We start from the raw sequence: 25,539 nt of genomic DNA on the forward strand, positions 1-25,539 counted from the left end.
GAGTGTCATCCGGTGCCTTTCAATTATACGGGATGAATTGAGCAGCGAAGAATACGATCGAACATCTCATTCGCTTTGGGATTGGAAACGCCACTCTTTAAACGAGTGGCGTGATACTACGGGATATTCTATCGTGGTGAAATGTTTGATAGGCACTGCACGTGGACGGTAATTTCTTCACGATCGTGATAAAGGTGCTTAGCTTGCAGCTTGAACTTCACTTTGTTCTCAATCAGAAATAGCTTAAGATTTTCAATATCTTCTAATACTTCGTCATAACGCCCCTTCATCGGCAGTTTGAGATTGAACAAGGCTTCTTTGGCCCAACCACTAATAATCCACTCTCCCATCAACTGCGCAACGCGTGATGGTTTTTCGACCATATCACAGATAAGCCAAGTGACATTTTTACGTGCTGGCTCGAATTTAAAGCCGTCTTCCTGATGATGTTTAACCTGCCCCGTTTCCATCAGGCTATCGGCCATCATGCCGTTATCGACTGCATGAACGAACATAGAACGCTTAACTAGTTGGTATGTCCATCCACCAGGACACGCCCCCAGATCCACTCCCCACATACCAGGAGCCAGGCGCTCATCCCACTCCTCACGCGGAATGAAAACATGGAAAGCTTCTTCCAATTTAAGTGTCGAACGGCTTGGTGCATCGGCAGGGAACTTTAGACGAGGGATTCCCATAAAAAACTGAGAGTTATTGCTTGGCAACGAGTAGCCTACAAAACAATGCCCCGGTGCAACAAAACAGAGGTGTAACACTGGCTTCTTCGGGCTATCTTTTGGCAGCAAAATGCCTTTGCCGCGCATGGCCTGGCGCATAGGAACCGTGAATTTACGACAAAACTTAAGCAGCTCTTTCGCTTCGTTGGTATCTGGTGTTTCAATGCGGATATCGCCACAGCGCGGGAAAGATTCAACCTCACTGAGCTCCTCTAAAATAGGAGAAATACGATCTTCACGAGGAAGGTCTTTAATCTCCACTGCAACGGCAAACATCTGACGAGCAAAGATCAGTGACTTGAAGTCGAGCTCTTTAACCAGACGCTCCGCATCACCCAGCTGATAACATTCAAATAATACGTAACCAGTATTGTTCTTTAAACGAGGGAAGCCAAACACTTCAAGTTGGGTAGCGCGATCCTGAATCTCTCCAGCACACTCTTTTTCAAAACCAGCTCGGCAGTAGAGCATTAAGTGTTTCACTGATTCACCTCTTTAATCTGTAACGCTGCGAAAACAAACAGTCCCCAGCCAAGCATAAAGGTTAAACCACCAAATGGAGTAATAGGTCCAAACCATTTGATTCCGGTTAATGCAAGGGCGTAGAGGCTGCCACTAAAACAAAAGATGCCGATGATAAAGCAATTTGCGGCAAGGGCGAAATATTTTTGCGCTTTCTCAGCCATGCCTATCCTGAGTAAGACTCCACAAAGTAAAATCGCTAGAGCATGAATAAATTGATACTGAACGCCTGTATTAAAGACATCCACTAAATAAGGTGATAGTGATTGCTTTAACCCGTGAGCGGCAAAAGCGCCGAGTGCAACGCCAACTCCGGAAAATAATCCACCAACGGTAAGTAACTGCTTACTTTTCACCATAGCTCTCCAATATAAAATCAGCTAAATACTCAACCGCCAGAGCGATATTGCCCGCTTCAGTATGACCTGAGCTCTTTCTAGGTTTGAAACTATGATCGCCATCAGGGATAAATGTCACCTTGATGTCATCTGAGAGAGCGAAACCTTTAAACTCATCTTGCTTACCAAAAGTATCCCTCTCCCCTTGAAGGATTAAACATGGCTTATTGAGCGTCGCCAGATGCTCGCCTTTGTAATTTTCGGGTTTACCCGGAGGATGAAAAGGAAAGCCTAAACAGGCAATCGCTGCCACATTACCGTCTTCAGCCAGCAAGCTAGCCATGCGCCCGCCCATGGATTTCCCACCAATCACAACAGGTACATCAGAAAACTTGGCAATCACAGCCTGATACGCTTCCAAAAGCTTAGGCGCTCGATCTGGCGGGCGGCGTTTACCATCTTCAGCACGTTTAACCATATATGGGAAGTTAAAACGAACAACTTGAATCCCTTTCTTCGCTAACCCTTTCGCTACCGCCGTCATAAAATCATGATCCATACCGGCTCCCGCACCGTGAGCAAAAATAAAAACAGGGTTGCCTTGCTCACCATCAATTAGGAAATCAGTCATCCAACAATTCCTCTTGCTCACTTTGTGCCTTGGCAAGCATCCAGTCACGGAATGTGGCAATACGCCCCATATCCGCCTGCTTATCATGGCACACCACGTAAAAAGCATTCTTAGTGATAAGAACTTCATCAAATGGTGCAATCAATCGACCAGCTTCCATTTCTGGCTGAGCAAGCACATTGTTACCTAACGCGACTCCCTGTCCGTGTGCCGCAGCTTGTAACACCATCGTCGAGTGGCTGAATATAGGCCCGTGATTGACGTTAATCCCTTCAATACCGTGTTCTTTCGCAAACTGCTTCCAGTCTTTTCGCGAAGTATCGTGAAGTAACGTATGTTGCTTAAGATCACTTAGAGTTTCTAATGGTTTATTGCTCAGTAATAAAGATGGCGAGCAGAGTGGAATAAGAAATTCCTGATACAATTTGTCCGCACGTAAACCCGGCCAATTGCCACGCCCATAGTAAATCGCCACATCCACATCGTCAGTCAATGAGCCTTCATCCATATCCACCGCTTTGATACGCACATCAATGTCAGGTTCCTGCTGATTGAAGTCCGCCAAGCGTGGAACTAGCCATTGAATCGCAAAGCTCGGCGGCAGACTGATGGTCAGCGCGCCTTTCTCGCTGCGCTCCAATACTTTGTCTGTCGCTTCAGCAAGAGAGGTGAAAATATCTTTAATGTCCAAAAAGTAGCTCTGGCCTTCCTCAGTCAGCAGCAGAGAACGGTTACGTCGCCTGAAGAGTTTCAAGCCAAGAAACTCCTCTAACGCCTTGATTTGATGGCTAACTGCAGCCTGAGTCACAAATAACTCCTCAGCTGCTCTAGTAAAACTCAAATGACGCGCTGCGGCTTCAAACACTTTCAGAGAGTTCAAAGGTGGCAATCTTCTAGACATAGTGTCCTTCCATAAATTGGATTAGTTTTTTTAATCTGAAACATTATAAAATGTCCATTGCCTGACGACCAGAGAAATTCTATATTTCACCACGCAGCAAGAGCCAGAACGGCTTGATTCTTTATCAGAATCAATTGGCATATTGTTGCGATGTTGTGTTTGCAAACTCGTATTTCGAGTTAGGTAGGTTTCTACCACGTTTCGCCTCTCTAGCTAGAGCGGAACACATACTTCCTGTATTTATTTTGACCTGTCTGTCAAATTGTTTAGCACCGCCTTTTGGCGGTGTTTTTTTATCTGCTGAATTCAGAGAACATGTCAGATCATTATCGAGCCATACAAAAAAGCGCAAACCGAATTAACGGTTTGCGCTTTTATGATGTTCTCTGCCTATTTTAAGGGCGATATACTTTAACGTTATTAAAGCCTTGCTCTTGCAGGTACAACGCCTGTAATCGGCTCATCACACCACGATCACAATAGAGCAGATACGTTTTAGACTGATCTAAATCGCCAAACTGAGTACCTAGTTTGTAGAAAGGAATATGTTTGACATCCACACCTTCAATTTCAAGTGGATTGTCTTCCTCTTCTTCCGGGCTGCGGATATCCAATACAATCGCGTGCTGTTCAACAGCTTGAACCTGTTCAACTTCTGGCGCGGCTTGTTCAGACTCTTTGGCAATATCACGAATGTCCATCTGACGAGCATCACGCACCACTTGCTCTAAAATATCAAAGTCAAACTTCTCTTCTTCAGCGTCCAACTTCGCTTTTACCGCTTTCACTGTCGGCTTCTTAGAAATAACACCACAATATTCCGGCATTGTTTTCGCAAAGTCTTCAGTACCAATATCTCGCGCAAGGTTGATGATATCTTCTTTATCCCAGTTAATCAGTGGACGCAGAATCAAAGTATCCGTTACATTATCAATATGACGCAGATTAGTTAGAGTCTGGCTTGAAACCTGACCTAAAGCTTCACCCGTCACCAACGCCTGAATGCCAAACTTCTCAGCTATCATCCCAGCGGCACGCATAAACATGCGCTTGAGGATCACTCCCATCTGACCATCATCTACCTTCTCAAGAATTTCGGCCACAACCGGCTCAAAATCTACAGAAATGAAGCGTACTTTTGCTGACGATCCGTACTTATTCCACAAATAATGAGAAACCTGCTTAACACCAATCTCATGCGCAGGGCCGCCCAAGTTGAAGAAACAGTAATGAACTTTTGAACCACGTTTGATGTGCAGATAACTGGATACACCAGAGTCGAAGCCACCAGAAATCAGGCTCAATACGTCTTCTTGCGTACCAAGAGGGAAGCCGCCAAGCCCTTTGTGACGTTTGATCACTTGGTTTAGCTTGTCATTTGCCACTTCCACTTTCACCGTTACATCTGGGTTGCGTAGTTTGACACTCGCTGTTTCTATCGCTTGATTTAGGCCACCACCCACGTAACGTTCTAACTCGATCGACGTGAAATCATGCTTACCACGACGCTTTGCTCGCACCACAAAGGTTTTGCCTTCTAGGTTAGGGCGATTCAATTCAAGCACTTGCTCGAAGATATCGTGTAAATCTTTAAACTCTGACTGCTGCACTTCCAGCACATGATGAATGCCCGGTGTTTGCGTCAGCACTTCGACGGTTTCGTTGTAGTAAGTGTCTGATTCAGAAGTAACTTCAATATGGTCACGACGGTTAAACACAGCGACCGATTCGGTACGACTCTGGATAATATTGCGAATGTTACACTCAAGAATCTTGGTGAAGCGTTTACGTACCGATTCACTTTTCACAAAAATTTCTGGATGGGGCTTGACGATAAATTTCATAAGTCACTTCACAAGTTAACAGTTTCGCAGATTGGAGCTATTCCAGATGGCTTCGTACTTTTCGACGAGCTCTGCAGTCTAAGGGCGCAAGATTATACATGAATGAAAGACCATAAAAAAGGCGAGCATTTTGCTCGCCTTTTTTATTAGTTAGCATTGGGTAGAGACGGTACTTCATCACTATAGAGAGGTTCACCCTGCATAATACTGATTTCAACTCGTCTATTGCGCGAACGCTGAGCTTCAGTAATGTTCGGTCCTAACGGCTGGGTATCCGCCATTCCACGTACTTGTAGGCGTTGATGAGAGAACCCACGCACCTTTTCCATCTCTTGTGCTACGGACACCGCACGCTGAGCCGATAAGTCCCAATTGGAGCGGTAAAGTTCAGAATCAATTCTCTGGTTATCTGTGTGGCCTGAGACTCTCACGATGCCCGGAATATCCTTCACTAGATCAGCGATCTGACGAACCAGAGGACGGAACTTAGGCTGTAAAAAGGCTGAGCCTTCTGGAAATGCTCCTTTCTCGCGAATACGAATATCGATCTGCTGACCCAAGTTCTCAACTTCAATCGCACCTTGTTCGATCTCTCGCTCCAAAGCTTTCTTAATGCTCTCCATTAAGGTTTCGAGCTCTTCAGACATCTCAGCAGATTGCTGCTGCTCACGATCGGACTCTGAGTTCTGATTATCCTGGGTAGACGTATCCGGAGATTTACCACCCGTTTGCTTGCCTTTGTCTCGCTGCGTACCACCAGCACGGTCTGATTCCCCTTCATGAAACTCTAACGTCTGCTGTGTGATATCTATGGTTTGCTGCATGATGACATCTATCGGTGTAGGCTCAGGGCGCCCGGGTCTAAATTCCTGAGCAATTATACTGGTCCCTTTAGGAATGTCCTTGACTTCCAATCGGTTCTGGACACCAAAGGCGAATTTCATTGAGCCCGCAATCTGCTTGAACTTCAGTACGTCCATCTCAGAAAACGACAACAGAAGTACGAAGAAGCACATCAACAGTGACATTAAGTCAGCAAATGTTCCCATCCATAACGGTAAGCCGGGGGGCGGGCATTTTGGTTCTTCTTCATCCATATCTGCGACCTTACTCGTTATCTACGTCAAGAGCGCGCTTACCTTCATTGAGGTAGTTCTTCAGATAGCTGTCGATAACGCGTGGGTTTTGCCCATCCTGAATAGCCAGTACACCATCCATGATTAAGCGACGATTGAGTTTTTCTTGATCACGGCGCAGTGACAATTTATCTGCGATCGGGAAAAATACCATGTTAGATAAGATCGCACCGTAGAGCGTCGTCAAAAGCGCGACGGCCATTGCTGGGCCGATGGCTTTCGGGTCATCCATATTCGACAACATGGCAACTAGGCCAACCAATGTCCCTATCATGCCCATAGCAGGAGCAACGTCACCAAACGCACGGAAAACACTCGCGCCAAAGTCATGGCGCTCATCCGTCAGGACAATATCTTTCTGTAGTGCTGCACGTACAACATCGGCATCGTGACCGTCGACCAACAAGTCAATGCCTTTCTGCATGAAGTTATTGGTAATTTCCATTTCTTCAAGTGCCAGAAACCCACCTTTACGTGCCGCATCTGCCATTTCGACCACTTTAGCAATCAGATCTTCCGGTTCATCGACTTTAAACATGAAAGCTTTGCCCGCAATCTTAGCCGCACCGAAAAACTGCCCCATAGTAAATTTCATTAGGACAACAAAGGTTGAGCCGCCAACGACGATAAGAATGGAGGTCACATCGATGAACATCATTATGCTTCCGCCCAAAATCATCGCCATGATGACAAAAGCAAAGCCGCCAATGAGCCCTATTAGCGTTGCTAAATCCACAAAGCACTCCTCATGCTATCTTTTAAGCTTCTGGTAAATTATATCGGCAACACCTTCAGATCTTTAGTGTTTTATTGGTATCGCACTCACACAAATATAGATGTTATGACGACAGAGTAAACTAGACTAAAGCCATGACGTGACCTCGAAAGAGAATATTGACCGCGCGAGCTCGATTTTTCTGTCAATTTTCCTCGGTTAAATTTGACCATCATTACCTGCTAAGGTAACTTTCGTGCATCTTTTCAAATGTAGAAATATTATGGCGAGCAAGAAACCTGAAAACATGTCCTTTGAGGCAGCAATTGAAGAACTCGATTCCATTGTTGAACACCTTGAAAACGGTGATCTGGCTCTTGATGACGCACTAAAAAAGTTTGAACGCGGCATCGCACTCGCCCGAGAAGGCCAGAGTAAGCTGCACGACGCTGAGCAGCGTGTCAGCATTTTGCTTCAAAATGATGACGAAACTCCACTGTCCGAGTTCACGTCTCAGCCAGAATAATTATCACAGAAGAATCGCTCCTATGCTTGAGGCGTTAACCTCTCTACAACAAAGAAATAATCAGCAATTAGAGCGCTGGCTGAACCACCTTCCTCATCAGGAACAGCCTCTGATTGAAGCTATGCGTTATGGCCTGTTACTAGGCGGTAAACGCGCACGCCCTTTCCTTGTTTACATCACAGGTCAAATGCTGGGTTGTGAACTGGAAGAGCTCGATACACCAGCTTCCGCGATTGAGTGCATTCATGCTTATTCACTCATTCATGATGATCTGCCAGCAATGGATGATGATGAATTGCGTCGCGGCCAACCCACCTGTCACATTAAATTTGACGAAGCAACGGCCATCCTGACGGGAGATGCGCTACAAACGATGGCATTTACCATTCTCGCAGATGGCAAATTGAACCCTGAAGCTGAAACTAACCGTATCAAAATGATAAAAGCACTGGCGGAAGCTTCCGGTGCAAACGGTATGTGCCTTGGCCAAGCGTTGGATTTAGCTGCTGAGGGGCAAAAAGTGTCATTGTCGGATCTGGAAACGATTCATCGCAACAAAACAGGGGCGCTAATGAAGTGTGCTATCAGGCTCGGGGCACTAGCCGCAGGCCCAAAAGGGAGCGATATATTACCCCAGCTTGATATTTATGCTGATGCCATTGGCCTAGCGTTTCAGGTTCAAGACGACATTTTAGATATTATCAGTGATACAGAAACCTTAGGTAAACCTCAGGGCTCTGATCAGGAATTAGATAAAAGCACCTACCCAGCTCTGCTAGGATTAGAAGGTGCTATTAACAAAGCTCACACTCTGTTAACGGAAGCTCTTCAAGCTTTAGAAGCTATCCCATACAATACAGAATTACTCGAAGAGTTCGCCCGATACGTCATCGAGCGCAAGAACTAAACTAAAAGCGCGCATTTATATGACTCTTGATATTTCAAAATATCCAACACTGGCTCTGGCAAATACCCCAGACGAATTGCGTAGTCTTCCTAAAGAAGCACTACCTAAGCTATGTGACGAATTACGTACTTATCTGTTGAACTCGGTTAGCCAGTCTAGTGGCCACCTAGCATCAGGTTTAGGCACAGTGGAACTCACTGTGGCGCTTCACTATGTCTACAACACCCCTTTTGACCAACTAGTCTGGGATGTCGGCCACCAAGCTTACCCACATAAAATTTTGACTGGCCGCCGCGACCAACTACCTACTATTCGTCAGAAAGACGGACTTCACCCTTTCCCTTGGCGAGAAGAGAGCGAGTACGACACGCTGTCTGTTGGGCATTCTTCAACATCGATCAGTGCTGCGCTTGGCATGGCGATAAGCGCAGAGAAAGAAGGTGAGAACCGCAAGATTGTCAGCGTCATTGGTGACGGTGCAATCACTGCTGGCATGGCGTTTGAGGCGATGAACCATGCTGGCGATGTACACTCAGATATGCTGGTAGTGCTGAACGATAACGAGATGTCCATCTCAGAGAACGTCGGCGCCCTGAACAATCATTTAGCTCAGGTCCTTTCCGGCAGCCTCTACACCTCAATTCGTGAGGGGGGCAAGAAAGTTTTATCTGGCGTTCCTCCGATTAAAGAGCTGGTTCGTCGCACAGAAGAGCACCTTAAAGGCATGGTAGTGCCAGGCACTTTGTTTGAGGAGCTTGGTTTTAACTACATTGGCCCAGTCGACGGTCACGATGTCAATGAGCTTGTTAAAACGCTGAAAAATATGCGTGAGCTAAAAGGCCCACAATTCCTTCATATTATGACCAAAAAGGGCAAAGGCTACGAGCCTGCAGAGAAAGATCCTATTGGTTATCACGGTGTGCCGAAATTCGATCCCGCTCATACCTCTCTCCCGAAAAGTAACGGAAGCAAGCCAACATTTTCCAAAGTTTTTGGTGATTTCTTGTGTGATATGGCGGCTCAGGATCCTAAGTTAATGGCCATTACACCAGCCATGCGTGAAGGCTCGGGTATGGTTCGCTTTTCTAAGGAGTATCCGCAGCAGTACTTCGATGTGGCAATCGCTGAGCAACATGCCGTAACACTGGCGACTGGAATGGCAATTGCCGGTAACCACCCGATTGTCGCAATTTATTCCACTTTCCTACAGCGTGGCTATGATCAGCTTATTCATGACGTCGCGATAATGAACCTACCTGTGATGTTTGCTATAGATCGTGCAGGATTAGTGGGAGCCGATGGTCAAACCCATCAAGGGGCGTTCGACCTGAGCTTTATGCGCTGTATACCAAACATGGTTATTATGGCACCTAGCGACGAAAATGAATGCCGCCAAATGCTCTATACCGGCCACAAGCACACTGGGCCAAGTGCTGTACGTTACCCTCGTGGAAGCGGTATGGGAACAGAAATTGAGCAAGATTTTACTGCATTAGTAATAGGTAAAGGCCGAGTCGTCCGTAAAGGTGAAAAGGTGGCGATTCTTAACTTCGGTACTTTCTTAGGTAATGCTCTCGAAGCGGCAGAAAAACTTAATGCTACTGTCGCGGACATGCGCTTTGTCAAACCGCTAGATGAAGAACTCATCAAACAACTCGTCAAAGAGCATGATGTCATTGTCACACTAGAAGAGAATGCCATTGCAGGTGGTGCTGGCGCAGGTGTCATTGAATTTATGATGCAAGAGAAATTGCTCAAACCAGTGTTGAATCTAGGCCTGCCAGATAAATTCATTGCTCAGGGTACGCAAGACGAGCTGCATGAAGAATTAGGATTGGATGCGCAAGGTATCGAGCAATCCATTCGCAGCTATATGAGTAAATAGCGTTCCTTTACATTCATTAATGTGCATTTTACTACTCACAAAAGGCCCTCAATCAAATTGAGGGCCTTTTTCAATTCTAATCCGGCATCTGCCAAGCAAATTCATCACAAATATTCTGCCATGTGTCATCAACCTTGGCGTTGATAAGGACTGTCTGATGAGTAAACGGATGCACAAACTCAAGGTTTGATGCATGCAGAAGCAAACGATGGGATTTATACACTTCTCTAAACAGCTTATTGTGTTTACCATCACCATGAGTCGTATCACCAACGATAGGATGGCGAAGATGAGCCATATGGCGTCTGAGCTGATGCTTACGCCCTGTTAGTGGCTTTAATTCCATCAAACAGTAGCGAGTCGTGGGAAACTTTCCTGTAGAGTAAGGGATCTCTGTTTTAGCCAATGGGTGATAATCGGTGATCGCCTCCTGGGCTTCCTTATCTTGGCTGGCATGCTTGTCGGCTATCTTATCCAGCTCAACTTTTAAGGCATAATCTAATCGTCCCGCCTCTTCAATCCAACCGCGCACAACGGCGTGATAGGTCTTGACCATTTCGTGGTTGGCAAACATAGGCATCACTTGCGATGCCACTTCACTCGACAGAGCAAACATCAACACACCAGAAGTAGGCCGATCAAGTCGATGCAGTGGAAAAACATGCTGACCAATTTGATCACGCAGTGTCTGCATCACAAACTGAGTTTCGTGTTTATCTAACCAACTACGGTGAACCAACATCCCGGCGGGTTTGTTGACAGCAACAAAGTACTCATCTCTAAAAACAATGTCCAACATCAAGCACAAACCTCATCGATCGTTCTGAGTAAAGCAAGCAAAGGGGTATATTCTCTTCTTCCTTTCCAAGACTCTTCAAAATAAGGAGCGATAGCAAATCCCTGAGGTAACGGCACTCCCTCTTTAATCAAAACCGTCATTTTGGGTAAAAATATCCACTGTAACCATTGCTCGGGTTTTAATGTATCTACCGCAAAGGGCTGCGTGCTTTGTAGCGCCTTAGTATCCGGCATTTGGGTTTGCCACAATGTGAGTTCTTGCATCAGAGTAGGTAACTGCTCCAAAAGTGGCACTAATTGCTGTTCTTTGGTCATAAAACTAGAGGAAAACCTTGAAATTGGGCTTAAGGGTACCATTTATAGAGGAAAGAAAGTTAGGACTATTCTGTCATGGACACTATTCATACTCTCACCCAGTTACTCGTTAATAGCCAATGTCAATATCAGGTTTACGATCTCGGACGTCGTATCAAGCTTATTGACAGCCAAGTTTTCGCGGATGTCGAAAAAGGCCTGCAACCCTACCCTTATCCTCTGCAGCGTAAAGCACATCTCGCGATTGCTTACTGGAACGAGCACAATCAACCGTGGATATGGTTTCTAAATTTCGAACTCGATGAACGAGGGCTTCTTAAGCAGGCAGATGTCGGCAATTTCATCAAGTATGTGGTTGAAGCTATGGGCACTCACCTTAGCCAAGAGATGAGTGAAGAGCAGCAACAAAAGCTGTCCAACAACCCATACACCTTCAAACCTGCCGAAGATAAAATGGCCGTTTTCCATAGCCAAATTAGAGCACAACTCGATTTACCATGTAGCCAGTACTATGAACATGCTCAGCACTACTTCTCGGGAGGGTTAGGCTGGGATAAATGGCAAACAGTGGGCTTACAGGGCGTGACCGATATGTGTGCACGTCTAGGGCAAGATCAAAATGGCGTGAACCTGCGCAAAGCACTGAAACACCTTCCAAGTGAGCCTCTTTACGCTTTACTGGGCTCATTGGAACATATTTCTCTACCGGATAAGCTGGCTGAGCGTTTACAAGAATTGGCCATGGAACAAATCGAAAGCAACGATCCTGACATTTTCCTCATCGGTGCGCTGGCTCGAGCCTTATCAGGTGCTCGCCCCCAATACTCCACTGCTTTACTTGAGAAAATCCTAGCCTCACCACGCTTGAGCCATCAAGAAGTTTTAATTGGTGTCGCTGGGCGGAGCTGGCATCTCCTTTCAACACCTAAACACGCAGAGCAATTTCTCCTTCGTCTTGCTCAGACAGGTAATCAAGCACTGTTCAATCAGCTGTTTGCTGATCTCGTCATGTTACCTGAATTACGAATAGTCTTACTGCCGTTGCTGCACTCAGCACCATCGCCAGAGCTTGCCCAAGCGCTAGTTCGTCTTCAACAAGCAACGAAAGGTTAAGAAATGTTAGGTGACCTTTTCGCAATTCTGGCCCTTGCTTTCGGCTGTTTTTTGTTTTGGCAGCAACGCAGGCAAGCAGAACTCGCCAAGACTATTGCTATTAACAAATGTAAACAGTTGGATCTGCAGCTAGTCAGTGTAGCGCTCAAAGGTCACAAGCTCAAAACGCCAGATGGACGTTGGCGTTGGCATTCTGTGTATCAGTTTGAATTCTCGTCACTCGGTGACGACTGCTATCAGGGAAGGCTAATTATGCAAGGCTTTCAATTGATGAAGGTCGATCTACCACCCCATCGGATGTGAACACATACTCATTATATGGCCCAAACATATCTGTTTTTTGCGCACATAGCTCAAAACCTAGCTTTTCTAGAATTCGGATCGACGGTATATGGTCAGTATTCGCCGTTGCCGCCACTCTCTCTAAGTTAAGATCACGCACTACTTTGGGGAAAAAAGCCTTCAAAGCCTCACTAGCAAAGCCCTGCCCCCAATAGGCTTTATCAAATAGGTAACCAAGTTCAGGCAAAGTATCTAGATGATAGATAAACACATGACCCATGTATTCACGTGAGCGGCTATCTAATACAGCCAAAGCGTGGATGGTATGATCATGAAGCACCTTCTGGAAAAGTTGCTTAGCTGACGAAACAGTATGAGGGCCGTTCATTTCTGCTCTGTTTTTAGCGCAGCAGTTCAGCATCAGAAAGTCAGACTGCAGGGTGTCATTATATGGCACCAGTAATGTTCGGCGAGTTACGATAGTCACAACATATCCTTATAGACAGCGTCCCCTTTCATGACGGGGAAATTCTTTTGTTTCTTGGTTGGAAATAAGCCGAAAAGTTATACCAACAGATAAGCTTAGTTATTGATCTAAGTTGCTATTTTTGACGTTGTTAGTGTGAGCGGTGTCTAAGGTTAAATAAATGCCTCGACATTACAGAAATCAAGGCTACTGTCTTATTTGTATCAATCCTTGAACTTTATATTCAACTCTACCACGATATGCTTCTCGTGCTCTCAGACCCATGAATATTCATGTTCCGTATCAGCTCCATCCGACAAGTAAATAAATTATCGGATTCCAATGTGAATACAATCTACTACACAGCAATCCATCTGTTTTTTAATTAAGTTATTTAATATTTTTATATAAGAATCATATATATAAAATAAAAAAACACCTATTTAGTGTAAGTTTAGATGTTTTTTCCTACATGCAATGTAAGCGATCTCGCACGTTAGTACTCTGTATTTTCCATTCGCATTCAATACATCTGTTGAGTATGATTGTATAAAGTGAGTTCACGGAGGTTTTGTATGCTTACTCAAGATGTTAGCCAAGAGCTTAGGGAAGTTTTAGAACAGCTCCAAAAAGAGGGAAAAGAGCCTACCGTTGCTCTCGTAAAAGCGCGCCTAAGTACTGTCGTTCCCATGCCAGCACTGATAACGACAATTAAGAGCTGGAAAAGCGCTAACCGTGTCCCGAAGGTTGAAATTGCCTCCAAAGCAAACGGTGAAAGTGATCGAATTGCGCAGCTGGAAAAACAAGTCGCAGATTTAACCAAAAGGCTAATCAAACTGGAAGCAAAAATTGAGTCTCAGAAGTAGTTGAAGCAAATAACAGTAGAATAAAACAAAAGGCTTGGCATTGCGCCAAGCCTTTTTAGTCTATAACGTGCCGGATTACCAGCCAGTCACTTCGCGTAGACCTTTACCGATATCAGCTAGAGACTTAACCGTCTTAACGCCTGCTGCCTCTAGAGCTGCAAACTTGTCTTCCGCTGTACCTTTACCACCAGAGATGATTGCACCAGCGTGGCCCATACGTTTACCTGGAGGCGCTGTAACACCAGCGATATAAGAAACAACAGGTTTAGTCACGTTCTCTTTGATAAACGCCGCCGCTTCTTCTTCTGCTGTACCACCGATCTCACCGATCATTACGATGGCTTCAGTTTCTGGATCTTCTTGGAATAACTTTAAGATATCAATGAAGTTTGAACCTGGGATTGGGTCACCACCGATACCAACACAAGTCGACTGACCGAAGCCTTCATCTGTAGTCTGCTTAACCGCTTCATACGTTAGAGTACCAGAGCGAGAAACAATACCTACTTTACCTTTCTTGTGGATATGACCAGGCATGATACCAATCTTACACTCATCAGGAGTGATTAGACCTGGACAGTTAGGACCGATCATGCGAACGCCAGTTTCTTCTAGCTTCACTTTCACGTCGATCATATCTGTCGTTGGGATACCTTCAGTGATGGTTACGATAAGCTCGATACCCGCATCAATCGCTTCTAGGATTGCATCTTTACAGAAAGGTGCAGGAACGTAGATAACGGTTGCAGTTGCGCCAGTTGCCTCTACTGCTTCACGTACAGTGTTGAACACAGGAAGACCTAGGTGAGTTTGACCACCTTTACCTGGAGATACACCACCAACCATCTGTGTACCGTATGCGATAGCTTGCTCAGAGTGGAAAGTACCTTGACCACCAGTGAAACCCTGACAGATTACTTTGGTGTCTTTATTAATTAGTACAGACATTATTTGCCCTCCGCAGCAGCAACAACTTTCTGAGCTGCGTCAGTTAGCGACTCAGCAGCAATGATATCAACATCAGAATTAGCAAGAACTTCGCGACCTAGGTCTGCGTTAGTCCCTTCTAGACGAACAACTACTGGTACGCTTACGCCTACCTCTTTAACGGCACCGATAATACCTTCAGCGATCATGTCACAGCGAACGATACCACCGAAGATGTTAACTAGTACTGCTTTTACATTGTCATCAGATAAGATGATCTTAAATGCTTCTGCTACACGTTCTTTAGTCGCGCCGCCACCTACGTCTAGGAAGTTAGCTGGCTTGCCACCGTGTAGGTTTACGATATCCATTGTGCCCATTGCTAGACCCGCACCGTTAACCATACAGCCAACGTTGCCATCTAGAGCGACATAGTTCAGTTCCCACTGAGCAGCATGTGCCTCACGTTCATCTTCTTGTGAAGGATCGTGCATTTCACGCAGCTTAGGCTGACGGTACATTGCGTTTGAATCGATGTTAATCTTGCCATCTAGACAAAGCAGGTTACCTTCACCAGTAACGACTAGTGGGTTAATTTCTAGTAGTGCTAGATCGTACTGAGCGAACATAGTGCCAAGACCCATGAAGATCTTAACGAACTGTTTGATTTGATCACCCGCTAGGCCCAGTTTGAACGCAAGTTCACGACCTTGATAAGCTTGAGGACCAACCAATGGGTCAATCGCAGCTTTGTGGATTAGCTCCGGCGTTTCTTCCGCAACTTTCTCAATCTCAACACCGCCTTCCGTTGAAGCCATGAAAACGATCTTACGGCTTGCACGGTCAACAACCGCACCTAAGTAAAGTTCGTTAGCGATGTTAGACGCTTCTTCTACAAGGATTTTTGTTACAGGCTGACCATTTGCATCTGTTTGGTAAGTTACCAGGTTCTTACCTAGCCATTTTTGCGCAAACTCTTTTACGCCATCTTTCGTGTCATGGAGTTCAACGCCGCCCGCTTTACCGCGACCACCAGCGTGAACCTGACATTTAACAACTTTTTTCTCTGTGCTAATGCGTCCCGCAGCTTCGAAAGCTTCTTGAGGGGTATCACACGCATAGCCTTCCGGTACAGGCAAACCGAATTCTGCAAACAGCTGTTTGGCTTGGTATTCATGCAAATTCATTTTGATATTCCGTTTGTTTTCCCTTGAGGGATTATTATGTCCATGACGCTTTGGTCGAAACGACCTAACGTCTGTAGGGTCTTCTCAAATAAACCACTAGCTATCCAATTCAATAACGAGTGCTTCAAATGAAGGCTGAGCGTTGAGCGTGCTCAGCCTTAGAAACTTTAGGCACCAGATTACCAAAATCAATCCGGTGCTTGAGTTAATTACACGTCAAGAAGTAGACGTGCTGGATCTTCCAGTAGCTCTTTGATGGTAACCAAGAAACCAACTGACTCACGACCATCAATCAAACGGTGATCGTAAGAAAGTGCAAGATACATCATAGGTAGAATTTCTACTTTGCCATCAACAGCCATTGGTCTCTCTTGGATCTTGTGCATGCCAAGAATCGCTGATTGCGGCGGGTTGATGATTGGCGTAGACATCAGTGAACCAAACACACCACCGTTAGTGATAGTAAAGTTACCACCCATTAGCTCGTCTACTGTCAACTTGCCGTCACGACCTTTGATCGCTAACTCTTTGATGCCTTTTTCGATATCAGCAAAACCTAGCGTATCGCAATCTTTGAGGACTGGGGTAACTAGACCACGAGGCGTAGAAACCGCCATGCTGATGTCGAAGTAGTTGTGGTAAACAATGTCATCGCCATCGATAGAAGCGTTGACTTCTGGGTAACGTTTTAGCGCTTCAGTTACCGCTTTTACGTAGAAAGACATGAAACCTAGACGAATGCCATGACGCTCTTCGAATTGGTCTTTGTATTGCTTACGAAGGTCCATGATTGGCTTCATATTGACTTCGTTAAACGTCGTCAGCATCGCCGTGTTGTTCTTCGCTTCTAGAAGACGGTTTGCAACTGTTTTACGTAAACGTGTCATTGGAACACGCTTCTGGCTACGAGCCGCTGCTGGAACTTCTACTGCAGCAGGTGCATCAGCTTTAGACTCAGATTTTGCATTTGCAAGGTGCGCTTCAATATCTTCACGAGTGATACGACCGCCAACACCAGTGCCTTTCACTTGGCTCGCTTCTAGACCATGCTCAGCGAGTAAACGGCGAACTGCCGGGCTAAGTGCATCATTGCTTTCTTCTGTCAGCGATGCCTTATGACGTTTATCAGGAGAGGCTTCAGACTCTGCTGTTGTGTCTTTCGTTGGCTCTCCAGCAACCGCACCTGGCTTAAGCTTAGCGATGAGTTGCTTTGAAAGTACTGTTGCACCTTCTTCTTCGACGATGGCCTCTAAAACACCGGCCTCTGGAGCTGGTACTTCAAGAACCACCTTATCAGTTTCGATGTCAACCAGAACTTCATCACGCTCGACCGCGTCACCTGGTTGTTTGTGCCATGTTGCGACTGTCGCGTCCGCAACAGATTCAGGTAAATCTGGAACCAGAATTTCAATTGTCATATCTGTTTCTTCCTTTAACTTCTAGTTCTTAATCTGAAGTTTTTGTATTCACGTTCTTTTCATTAACAGTTAAGGCGTCTTCGACCAACGCTTTCTGTTGTTTCAAATGTACTGACATGTAACCGACTGCAGGTGAGGCCGATGCTGGGCGCCCAGCGTACTTAAGATCGGCACCTGCCGGAATAGCAGCACGGAAGTTGTGTTGGCTACAGTACCAAGCGCCTTGGTTTTGAGGCTCTTCCTGACACCAGACATAATCTTCTACATTGGTGTATTGTTCGATGGCCGCTTTGACTTCATCCAATGGGAATGGGTAAAGCTGTTCAATACGAACAATCGCAACGTCTTCCTGCTCATTATTGCGACGCTGTTCCAGTAGGTCGAAGTAAACCTTACCTGAACAGAAAACAACTCGTTTCACCTTCTTAGGATCCAGTTTGTCAATCTCAGCAATCGCTGGCTGGAATGTACCTTCCGATAACTCTTCAAGCGTTGAAGTGCAAAGAGGGTGGCGAAGTAATGACTTAGGAGACATAACGATAAGAGGTCGACGCATAGGTCGCACAACCTGACGGCGAATCATGTGGTACACCTGAGCCGGAGTCGATGGCACAACAACCTGCATGTTTTGTTCAGCACATAACTGAAGGTAACGTTCTAGACGCGCAGAAGAGTGCTCTGGGCCCTGTCCTTCATAGCCATGTGGAAGAAGCATAGTCAAACCACACAAACGAGCCCACTTTTGCTCACCTGAGGAAATGAACTGGTCAATCACCACTTGAGCCCCGTTAGCAAAATCACCAAACTGAGCTTCCCAAATAGTCAAACCACTTGGTTCTGCTGTGGCATAACCATATTCGAATGCCAGAACCGCCTCTTCAGACAATACGGAGTCGTATACTTCAAAAGGACCTTGTTTGTCATGGATGTTCGCTAAGGGAACGTAAGTGCTGGCATCAGTCTGGTTATGAAGCACGGAGTGACGATGGAAGAAAGTACCACGTCCGGAGTCCTGACCAGAAATACGAATACGTTTACCATCATCGACCAAGGTCGCATATGCCAACGTTTCAGCCATCCCCCAGTCAATCGCTTTTTCACCCGCAACCATCGCCATACGATCGTTATAAAGCTTATTAACACGACTTTGTAGTTTGTGGCTTTCAGGATATTGACAAACTCGCTGACCTAGCTCCACCAAGCGGCCTTTATCGAAGGTACTATCCCAATTAACATCCCAGTCATGACCTAAATATGGAGACCAGTCTACAGAGTGCAATGCCATTGGACGCCATTCTTTAACGACCACTTCACCACGATCTAATGCATCACGGTATTCGTTGACTAACTGTGTAGCAGTATCAATGCCAAAATCACCACGCTCAATCAATACGTCAGCATAAAGCTTACGAGGCGTTGGATGCTTTTTGATCTTCTGATACATCAAAGGCTGAGTGGCATTTGGCTCATCCGCCTCGTTATGACCGTGGCGACGGTAACAAACCAAGTCAATGACCACATCGCTCTTGAACTCATTTCGGTAATCCAGTGCAATACGCGTAACGAAAGCCACCGCTTCAGGATCGTCTGCATTCACGTGGAAAATCGGCGCCTGTACCATTTTTGCAATATCAGTACAGTACATAGTCGAGCGAGTATCATTCGGATTGGAAGTCGTGAAGCCTACTTGGTTGTTGACAACAATGCGCACTGTACCACCAACACGGAACCCTCGAGATTGGGACATATTGAAGGTTTCAGCAACAACACCCTGACCTGCTACCGCTGAGTCACCATGAATCGTGATAGGTAACACCGTATTGCCTTCATTATCACCGAGGCGATCTTGTCGAGCACGGACAGAACCAATAACAACAGGATTGACAATTTCAAGGTGAGAAGGGTTAAACGCTAGCGCAAGGTGAACATCGCCACCTGGCGTTGCAAAATCAGCAGAGAAACCTTGGTGGTACTTAACGTCTCCCGTACCCCATGTTTCATCATGTTTACCCGCAAACTCGTCAAACAAGTCCTGAGGTTTTTTACCTAGAACATTGACCAGCATATTTAAGCGCCCACGGTGCGCCATACCAATGACCACTTCACGCATACCGTTTTTACCAGCATGGCGAATCAGTTCTTTTGTCATTGGAATAAGCGCATCACCACCTTCAAGTGAGAAACGTTTAGCACCCGGGAATTTGGCCCCGAGGTAACGTTCCAATCCTTCAGCAGCAGTGAGCTCTTCTAAAAACTCTTGTTTTTCTTCCTTAGTAAAAGAAGGCTGACCTACAACTGACTCTAAACGTTGCTGGATCCAACGTTTTTGTTCAGTGTTTGTCATGTGCATGTATTCTGCACCGATGGAACCACAATAGATTTTATTCAGAGAGGCATAGATATCTTTCAGCAACATGGTGTCTTGACCAATTGCAAAAGAACCTACATTGAATGATTCTTCAAAGTCGTCTTCGGTGAGATTGTGGAATGCTGGGTCTAGCTCCGCCACAGTTGGGCGTTGCCATAAACCAAGTGGGTCTAGTTCTGCAGCTTCATGACCGCGGAAGCGGTATGCGTTAATAAGTTGAAGAACTTTTACTTGCTTAGCGTCGACATCTGGATCACTAACTTGGACATTGTAATGCTTTGTTTCTTGAGCGAGTCGTCGGAAGTAGTCACGGACACGTGAATGAGGTTGTTCAGCTACCTCTTCTGAAGGCTTAGGCAAGCCATCAAACACACGTTTCCACTCCTCACTTACCAGATCGGGATCACTTAGATACAGTTCGTAGAGGTCTTCTACATAAGTTGCATTGGCGCCAGCCAAGTGTGAAGACTCGAGCCATGCCTTCATCACGCCGTTGTGCATATTTTCCCTTAACCAGTAGTTTTCACGTTTGCTTCGGTCTACGCCGAGCTATTAAGAGCCGGCCACCAAGGTGGCCGGCAATTTTTTTATAAATTTAAACCGAACGGTTAACCAGCATAGTCTTGATGTGACCGATGGCTTTCGTTGGGTTTAGTCCCTTAGGACAAACACTTACACAATTCATGATGCCATGGCAACGGAAAACGCTAAATGCATCATCAAGATTTGACAGACGTTCATCTGTCGCTGTATCACGACTATCGATTAGCCAGCGATACGCAGCTAGCAAGCCAGCAGGACCAATGAATTTATCAGGGTTCCACCAGAATGATGGGCATGACGTCGTACAGCATGCACACATGATACATTCGTAAAGTCCATCAAGGTGAGCTCGCTCATCTGGAGACTGCAAGTTTTCACGCGATGGCGGTAAAGCATCATCATCAATCAAGAATGGCTTCACTTTCGCGTAATTGTCATAAAACTGGGTCATATCAACAATTAAGTCACGAACCACAGGTAAGCCAGGCAACGGGCGAATAACGATTTTGTCACCCGCTAACGCAGAAAGTGGGGTAATACATGCAAGACCGTTTTTACCGTTCATATTAAGGCCGTCAGAACCACATACACCTTCACGACAAGAACGACGAAATGCAATTGTTGGATCTTGTTCTTTCAAAAGAATCAAGGCATCCAATACCATCATGTCAGAGCCTTCATCAACCTCAAGAACGTAGTCCTTCATGTAAGGCTTATTATCGACATCAGGATTATAACGATACAAAGAGAAGTTCAGTTTCATAATTTATTCCTCCCTTAGTATGTACGTACTTTTGGCGGGAACGCTTCACGATGAACTGGCGTCATGTTGACATCACGCTTCGTCATTGCTTCCGTTTCCGGATTATATATTGAGTGGCACAACCAGTTCTCGTCATCACGCTCAGGGTAATCGAAGCGAGCATGAGCGCCACGGCTTTCAGTACGGTAGTTTGCAGCCACTGCCGTTGAGAAAGCAGTTTCCATCAGGTTATCCAGCTCTAGACATTCAATGCGCTGAGTGTTGAATTCAGATGACTTATCTGCAAGGTGCGCATCTTTCAGACGCTCACGAATGACTTTCAGTTCCTCAAGGCCCGTTGCCATTGCGTCACCTTCACGGAATACCGAGAAGCTGTTTTGCATGCAGGATTGTAGGTCCTTACGGATTTGAACTGGGTCTTCACCACCAGTGCTGTTTTCCCAGCGCATAGTGCGCGCCAGTGACTCTTCAATATCAGACTCTGTTGCAGGGCGAGCTTCTACTTGTGCAGCAAGAGTTTCACCAAGGTGTAGACCTGTCGCGCGGCCAAATACCACTAGATCAAGTAGAGAGTTGCCACCTAAACGGTTCGCACCGTGTACAGAAACTGAGGCAATCTCACCACAAGCAAATAGACCTTGAACTTCCGCTTCACTGCCATCAGCCAACTGCTTAATTGCTTGGCCAGAAACTTGAGTTGGTACACCACCCATCATGTAGTGACAGGTTGGAATAACAGGGATTGGTTCTTTCACAGGGTCAACATGCGCAAAGGTACGCGAAAGCTCACAGATACCTGGCAAACGAGACTCAAGAACGTCTTTACCTAGGTGGTCCAATTTAAGCTTAATATGAGGCCCCCATGGACCATCGCATCCGCGACCTTCCCGGATCTCAATCATCATTGAACGAGCAACTACGTCACGGCCAGCAAGGTCTTTCGCGTTAGGTGCATAACGTTCCATGAAACGCTCGCCGTCTTTATTGAGTAGATAACCACCTTCACCACGACAACCTTCGGTCACAAGCACACCCGCACCAGCGATACCGGTTGGGTGGAACTGCCACATTTCCATATCTTGCATCGGAACACCAGCACGAAGCGCCATACCAACGCCATCACCAGTGTTAATGTGAGCGTTCGTCGTAGAAGCATAAATACGACCTGCTCCACCAGTAGCAAGAATGGTTGCTTTAGACTTGAAGTAACAAATCTCACCGGTTTCCATACAGATCGCTGTACAACCCATGATCGCGCCGTCTTGGTTTTTCACCAAGTCTAGTGCGTACCACTCAGAGAAAATGGTCGTTTTGTGTTTAACGTTTTGTTGGTAAAGCGTATGAAGCAGTGCGTGACCAGTACGGTCTGCAGCAGCAGCAGTACGAGCCGCTTGCTCACCACCAAATTCTTTAGACTGACCACCGAAAGGACGCTGATAGATAGTACCATTATCAAAGCGAGAGAATGGCAAACCCATTTTCTCCAGTTCGATAACAGACTCAGGCCCGTTCTTACACATATACTCGATGGCATTTTGGTCACCAATGTAGTCCGACCCTTTAACAGTGTCGTACATGTGCCATTGCCAGTTATCTTTGTGTGAGTTGCCTAGTGCGACAGTAATACCACCTTGGGCAGACACAGTATGAGAACGAGTAGGAAATACTTTAGATAGCAAAGCACAAGTCAGGCCTTGCTCAGAAATTTGTAGCGCAGCACGCATGCCTGCACCACCTGCGCCGATTACAACGGCATCAAATTCGCGAACTGGAATAGACACTTACGCACCCCACAGAATAAATAGACCAGAGAAGAAGTAACCAAATAGCACTGCGATAATGCCTAATTGCAGGAATCCGCGTAATTTCGTGCATTTGATGTAGTCCGTAAGAACTTGCCATAGACCAATCCAAGCGTGGATAAGAACCGATACCAACGCAAGCATAGTGAACACTTTAGTAAAAGTGCCACCGAAGAACTGAGTCCAGGATACGTAAGAAATATCTGAGAACGCGCAAAAGCTCACCAGATAGATAGTATAAAGCGTCATAATGATTGCTGTCGCACGGATCAGTAGGAAATCGTGCACACCATTACGACCAAAAGATGAAATGTGTTTTACCATACCAGAATCCCCGCAAGTACAGACAGAACGGCCGTTGCTGCGAATGCAACCTTAGCGCTCATAGCGCCAGATTCCAGCTCTTCAAAATGACCTAGGTCCATCAGCAAATGACGGATACCACCAGCGATATGGTAGGCCAAAGCCGTCAAAATGCCCCACAAAATAAATTTCACAAAGAAACCGTCAACAATATCGACAGCTTGTGCGTAACCTACAGGGGAAGACAGGGAAATGGATAGTAACCAAAGAAGTATCCCGATCGCGACAAACGTAATTACACCTGAAACTCGGTGCAGGATAGATGCGATTGCTGTGATCGGAAAGTTGATAGTCTGCAAATCTAAATTAACAGGTCTTGACTTTCTTTCTTTCACGGGCTTGCTCACTCAGCTCCATTGAAGCATTTATTGTTATGAACGAAATTTGATTGCAAACCTACAAAAGTTAACATCTATTTAACAACAAGCAGGCAAAAAACCGGAGTAAATTTGTAAAATATTTGTTAACAACAAGATTTGAAACGTCACCTCACATTTGTTTCAAGCCTTGAATTTATAAGGTTTCCACCAAAATTTACGGCGCCACTATACGGCTGGAAACATTTTAGCACAATTGATGTAACAATTTTTGCTACACAGAACAGATTTTTAACCTTATACGTATAAAAAATCAAAACAAGTGCACAAGTCGGAGGAGAAAAATTGACTTTGATAACGAACACACGTACAAAAATGTCACACAAACATCCTGGACGGATTAAATAATAAACAAAGGAGATTGTTATGGCAGATAAGAAAGCGACCCTTCATGTTGAAGGTCAAGCGCCTATCGAACTGCCAATTATGGAAGGTGCCCTTGGTACTCCTGTAATTGACGTTCGTAAGCTTGGAGCAAATGGATATTTCACTTTTGACCCAGGTTTTCTTGCCACTGCATCCTGTGAATCTCAAATCACCTACATCGACGGTGGCAAAGGCATTCTTTTACACCGCGGTTATCCTATTGATCAGCTAGCAAATAACGCTGATTACTTAGAAGTATGTTACATCCTTCTTTATGGTGAAGCCCCTACACGAGAACAATACGAGCAATTTAAAGTCACTGTCACGCGCCATACTATGGTGCATGAGCAAATCGCGAGCTTTTTCCACGGCTTCCGCCGAGATGCTCACCCGATGGCAGTTATGTGTGGTGTGGTTGGCGCTCTCGCAGCCTTCTACCACGACTCACTAGACATTAATAATGACACACACCGTGAAATTACGGCCTATCGTCTTCTATCGAAGATGCCTACTCTTGCGGCAATGTGTTATAAATACTCTATCGGTCAACCATTTATCTACCCACGTAACGACCTAAGCTACGCTGAAAACTTCTTGCACATGATGTTTGCTAACCCATGTGAAGAATATGAAGTCAACCCAGTCGTTGCACGTGCAATGGACAAGATTTTTACTCTTCACGCAGACCACGAGCAAAACGCTTCAACATCAACAGTGCGTCTAGCTGGTTCTTCAGGTGCTAACCCATTCGCATGTATTGCCGCGGGTATCGCATCACTATGGGGACCTGCACACGGCGGTGCTAATGAAGCATGTCTGAAGATGCTGGAAGAAATTGGCAGTGTCGACAACATTCCTGAGTACATTGATCGTGCTAAAGACAAGGATGACCCATTCCGCCTAATGGGCTTCGGTCACCGCGTCTACAAGAACTACGACCCACGCGCAACCGTGATGCGTGAAACCTGTCATGACGTTCTGAAAGAACTAAACATTGACGATCCACTACTGGATGTTGCAATGGAACTTGAGCGTATTGCTCTGTCTGATGAGTACTTCGTTTCTAAGAAGCTCTACCCAAATGTAGACTTTTACTCAGGTATCATTCTGAAAGCGATTGGTATTCCGGTTTCTATGTTCACGGTAATCTTTGCACTTTCACGTACAATCGGTTGGATTGCACACTGGAATGAAATGCACAGTGATCCACTTAACCGTATCGGTCGTCCACGTCAGCTTTACACTGGTGAAGTACAGCGTGAATTCTCACCTCTTCATGAGCGTGAATAATGTAGTGTCTAGTCCTAAAATAGGTTGACGCTTTTTTTATGAAGCCAGTAGGTAATCCCTGCTGGCTTTTTCATGCACTTCACTTGGAGTTTTCATCCCCAAGCTCATGTGCGGCCTCAAGTCGTTATATATCGATATCGACTCTTTTACTAA

At 45.6% G+C, this 25,539-nt stretch carries 25 protein-coding genes; 7 read left to right on the forward strand and 18 right to left on the reverse strand.

From position 1 onward, the window contains the following. Positions 1-128: 128 nt before the first annotated feature. From rlmM to pomA, 7 genes are all read right to left on the reverse strand, one after another. Positions 129-1,220 carry a 23S rRNA (cytidine(2498)-2'-O)-methyltransferase RlmM gene (gene rlmM, locus L1D15_RS10990; RefSeq protein WP_239864905.1) on the reverse strand — a complete coding sequence of 364 codons (1,092 nt, stop codon included), beginning with the start codon at positions 1,218-1,220 and terminating at the stop codon, positions 129-131. Further along, complete coding sequence (locus L1D15_RS10995) at positions 1,217-1,615, reverse strand: DUF423 domain-containing protein (RefSeq protein ID WP_239875623.1); 399 nt, start codon at positions 1,613-1,615, stop codon at positions 1,217-1,219. The genes rlmM and L1D15_RS10995 overlap by 4 nt, the downstream gene beginning before the upstream one ends. Further along, positions 1,605-2,228 carry an alpha/beta fold hydrolase gene (locus L1D15_RS11000; RefSeq protein WP_239864906.1) on the reverse strand — a complete coding sequence of 208 codons (624 nt, stop codon included), beginning with the start codon at positions 2,226-2,228 and terminating at the stop codon, positions 1,605-1,607. Before L1D15_RS11000 ends, L1D15_RS10995 begins: the two co-directional genes overlap by 11 nt. Further along, entirely contained in the window at positions 2,221-3,129 is a 909-nt protein-coding gene (locus L1D15_RS11005; RefSeq protein ID WP_239864907.1) for a transcriptional regulator GcvA, read from the reverse strand. The genes L1D15_RS11000 and L1D15_RS11005 overlap by 8 nt, the downstream gene beginning before the upstream one ends. A 395-nt stretch (positions 3,130-3,524) precedes the next feature. Next, positions 3,525-4,973 carry a tRNA uracil 4-sulfurtransferase ThiI gene (gene thiI / locus L1D15_RS11010; protein WP_239875607.1) on the reverse strand — a complete coding sequence of 483 codons (1,449 nt, stop codon included), beginning with the start codon at positions 4,971-4,973 and terminating at the stop codon, positions 3,525-3,527. A 146-nt stretch (positions 4,974-5,119) separates the two neighbouring features. Continuing rightward, positions 5,120-6,070, reverse strand: coding sequence for a flagellar motor protein MotB (locus tag L1D15_RS11015; RefSeq protein ID WP_239838312.1), 951 nt, complete (start codon positions 6,068-6,070; stop codon positions 5,120-5,122). Positions 6,071-6,080: 10 nt separating this feature from the next. Then, positions 6,081-6,845 (reverse strand): flagellar motor protein PomA, encoded by a 765-nt coding sequence (pomA, locus tag L1D15_RS11020; protein WP_045974729.1) that lies wholly within the window; start codon positions 6,843-6,845, stop codon positions 6,081-6,083. 262 nt (positions 6,846-7,107) lie between these two features. On the opposite strand from pomA, the gene xseB reads away from it, so the two are divergent. Genes xseB through dxs form a run of 3 tightly spaced genes read left to right on the forward strand, consistent with a single transcriptional unit; the run spans position 7,108 to position 10,142 of the window. Next, positions 7,108-7,350 carry an exodeoxyribonuclease VII small subunit gene (gene xseB / locus L1D15_RS11025; RefSeq protein ID WP_239838313.1) on the forward strand — a complete coding sequence of 81 codons (243 nt, stop codon included), beginning with the start codon at positions 7,108-7,110 and terminating at the stop codon, positions 7,348-7,350. Between the two features lie 22 nt (positions 7,351-7,372). Further along, positions 7,373-8,257, forward strand: a complete 885-nt coding sequence (ispA, locus tag L1D15_RS11030; RefSeq protein WP_239838314.1) for a (2E,6E)-farnesyl diphosphate synthase — start codon at positions 7,373-7,375, stop codon at positions 8,255-8,257. A 19-nt stretch (positions 8,258-8,276) separates the two neighbouring features. Then, entirely contained in the window at positions 8,277-10,142 is a 1,866-nt protein-coding gene (gene dxs / locus L1D15_RS11035) for a 1-deoxy-D-xylulose-5-phosphate synthase (RefSeq protein ID WP_239864910.1), read from the forward strand. A gap of 76 nt (positions 10,143-10,218) precedes the next feature. Here the strand turns inward: dxs and truC are convergent, their stop codons facing one another. Further along, the gene (truC, locus tag L1D15_RS11040; protein ID WP_239864911.1) at positions 10,219-10,941 is read right to left on the reverse strand and encodes a tRNA pseudouridine(65) synthase TruC; all 723 of its coding nucleotides are present in this window, start codon (positions 10,939-10,941) and stop codon (positions 10,219-10,221) included. Beyond that, positions 10,941-11,255, reverse strand: coding sequence for a YqcC family protein (locus tag L1D15_RS11045; RefSeq protein ID WP_239838317.1), 315 nt, complete (start codon positions 11,253-11,255; stop codon positions 10,941-10,943). Before L1D15_RS11045 ends, truC begins: the two co-directional genes overlap by 1 nt. A gap of 75 nt (positions 11,256-11,330) precedes the next feature. On the opposite strand from L1D15_RS11045, the gene L1D15_RS11050 reads away from it, so the two are divergent. Both L1D15_RS11050 and L1D15_RS11055 read left to right on the forward strand, forming a co-directional pair. Then, on the forward strand, positions 11,331-12,368 hold the full coding sequence (locus L1D15_RS11050) for a DUF3549 family protein (protein WP_239875609.1): 1,038 nt from the start codon (positions 11,331-11,333) through the stop codon (positions 12,366-12,368). A 3-nt stretch (positions 12,369-12,371) separates the two neighbouring features. After that, entirely contained in the window at positions 12,372-12,671 is a 300-nt protein-coding gene (locus tag L1D15_RS11055) for a DUF3301 domain-containing protein (protein ID WP_239838319.1), read from the forward strand. On the opposite strand, the gene L1D15_RS11060 is transcribed toward L1D15_RS11055, so the two are convergent. Further along, entirely contained in the window at positions 12,619-13,137 is a 519-nt protein-coding gene (locus L1D15_RS11060) for a GNAT family N-acetyltransferase (protein WP_239838320.1), read from the reverse strand. The genes L1D15_RS11055 and L1D15_RS11060 overlap by 53 nt on opposite strands. A gap of 554 nt (positions 13,138-13,691) precedes the next feature. On the opposite strand from L1D15_RS11060, the gene L1D15_RS11065 reads away from it, so the two are divergent. Next, positions 13,692-13,982, forward strand: coding sequence for a hypothetical protein (locus tag L1D15_RS11065; RefSeq protein ID WP_239864914.1), 291 nt, complete (start codon positions 13,692-13,694; stop codon positions 13,980-13,982). Positions 13,983-14,057: 75 nt separating this feature from the next. Here the strand turns inward: L1D15_RS11065 and sucD are convergent, their stop codons facing one another. The 8 genes from sucD to sdhC all read right to left on the reverse strand — a co-directional run bounded on the left by sucD (position 14,058) and on the right by sdhC (position 23,700). Then, positions 14,058-14,930: a succinate--CoA ligase subunit alpha gene (gene sucD / locus L1D15_RS11070; protein ID WP_006881309.1), complete on the reverse strand. Its 873-nt coding sequence runs from the start codon at positions 14,928-14,930 to the stop codon at positions 14,058-14,060. Continuing rightward, positions 14,930-16,096 carry an ADP-forming succinate--CoA ligase subunit beta gene (sucC, locus tag L1D15_RS11075; protein ID WP_006959569.1) on the reverse strand — a complete coding sequence of 389 codons (1,167 nt, stop codon included), beginning with the start codon at positions 16,094-16,096 and terminating at the stop codon, positions 14,930-14,932. Before sucC ends, sucD begins: the two co-directional genes overlap by 1 nt. A 209-nt stretch (positions 16,097-16,305) precedes the next feature. Next, positions 16,306-17,514, reverse strand: a complete 1,209-nt coding sequence (odhB, locus tag L1D15_RS11080) for a 2-oxoglutarate dehydrogenase complex dihydrolipoyllysine-residue succinyltransferase (protein WP_239875611.1) — start codon at positions 17,512-17,514, stop codon at positions 16,306-16,308. 28 nt (positions 17,515-17,542) lie between these two features. Continuing rightward, positions 17,543-20,383, reverse strand: coding sequence for a 2-oxoglutarate dehydrogenase E1 component (sucA, locus tag L1D15_RS11085; protein WP_239864916.1), 2,841 nt, complete (start codon positions 20,381-20,383; stop codon positions 17,543-17,545). Between the two features lie 94 nt (positions 20,384-20,477). Then, positions 20,478-21,188: a succinate dehydrogenase iron-sulfur subunit gene (locus L1D15_RS11090; protein ID WP_239838324.1), complete on the reverse strand. Its 711-nt coding sequence runs from the start codon at positions 21,186-21,188 to the stop codon at positions 20,478-20,480. Positions 21,189-21,202: 14 nt separating this feature from the next. Continuing rightward, complete coding sequence (gene sdhA, locus L1D15_RS11095; protein WP_239838325.1) at positions 21,203-22,969, reverse strand: succinate dehydrogenase flavoprotein subunit; 1,767 nt, start codon at positions 22,967-22,969, stop codon at positions 21,203-21,205. Next, positions 22,970-23,314: a succinate dehydrogenase, hydrophobic membrane anchor protein gene (gene sdhD / locus L1D15_RS11100; RefSeq protein WP_239838326.1), complete on the reverse strand. Its 345-nt coding sequence runs from the start codon at positions 23,312-23,314 to the stop codon at positions 22,970-22,972. Beyond that, positions 23,308-23,700 carry a succinate dehydrogenase cytochrome b556 subunit gene (gene sdhC / locus L1D15_RS11105; RefSeq protein WP_006959581.1) on the reverse strand — a complete coding sequence of 131 codons (393 nt, stop codon included), beginning with the start codon at positions 23,698-23,700 and terminating at the stop codon, positions 23,308-23,310. Before sdhC ends, sdhD begins: the two co-directional genes overlap by 7 nt. A 396-nt stretch (positions 23,701-24,096) precedes the next feature. On the opposite strand from sdhC, the gene L1D15_RS11110 reads away from it, so the two are divergent. After that, positions 24,097-25,386, forward strand: coding sequence for a citrate synthase (locus L1D15_RS11110; protein WP_239838327.1), 1,290 nt, complete (start codon positions 24,097-24,099; stop codon positions 25,384-25,386). The last annotated feature ends 153 nt before the right edge of the window (positions 25,387-25,539 follow it).

Origin of the sequence: Vibrio sp. Isolate25, from assembly GCF_022398025.1 — a bacterium.
Taxonomy (GTDB): Bacteria; Pseudomonadota; Gammaproteobacteria; order Enterobacterales; family Vibrionaceae; genus Vibrio; species Vibrio coralliilyticus_A.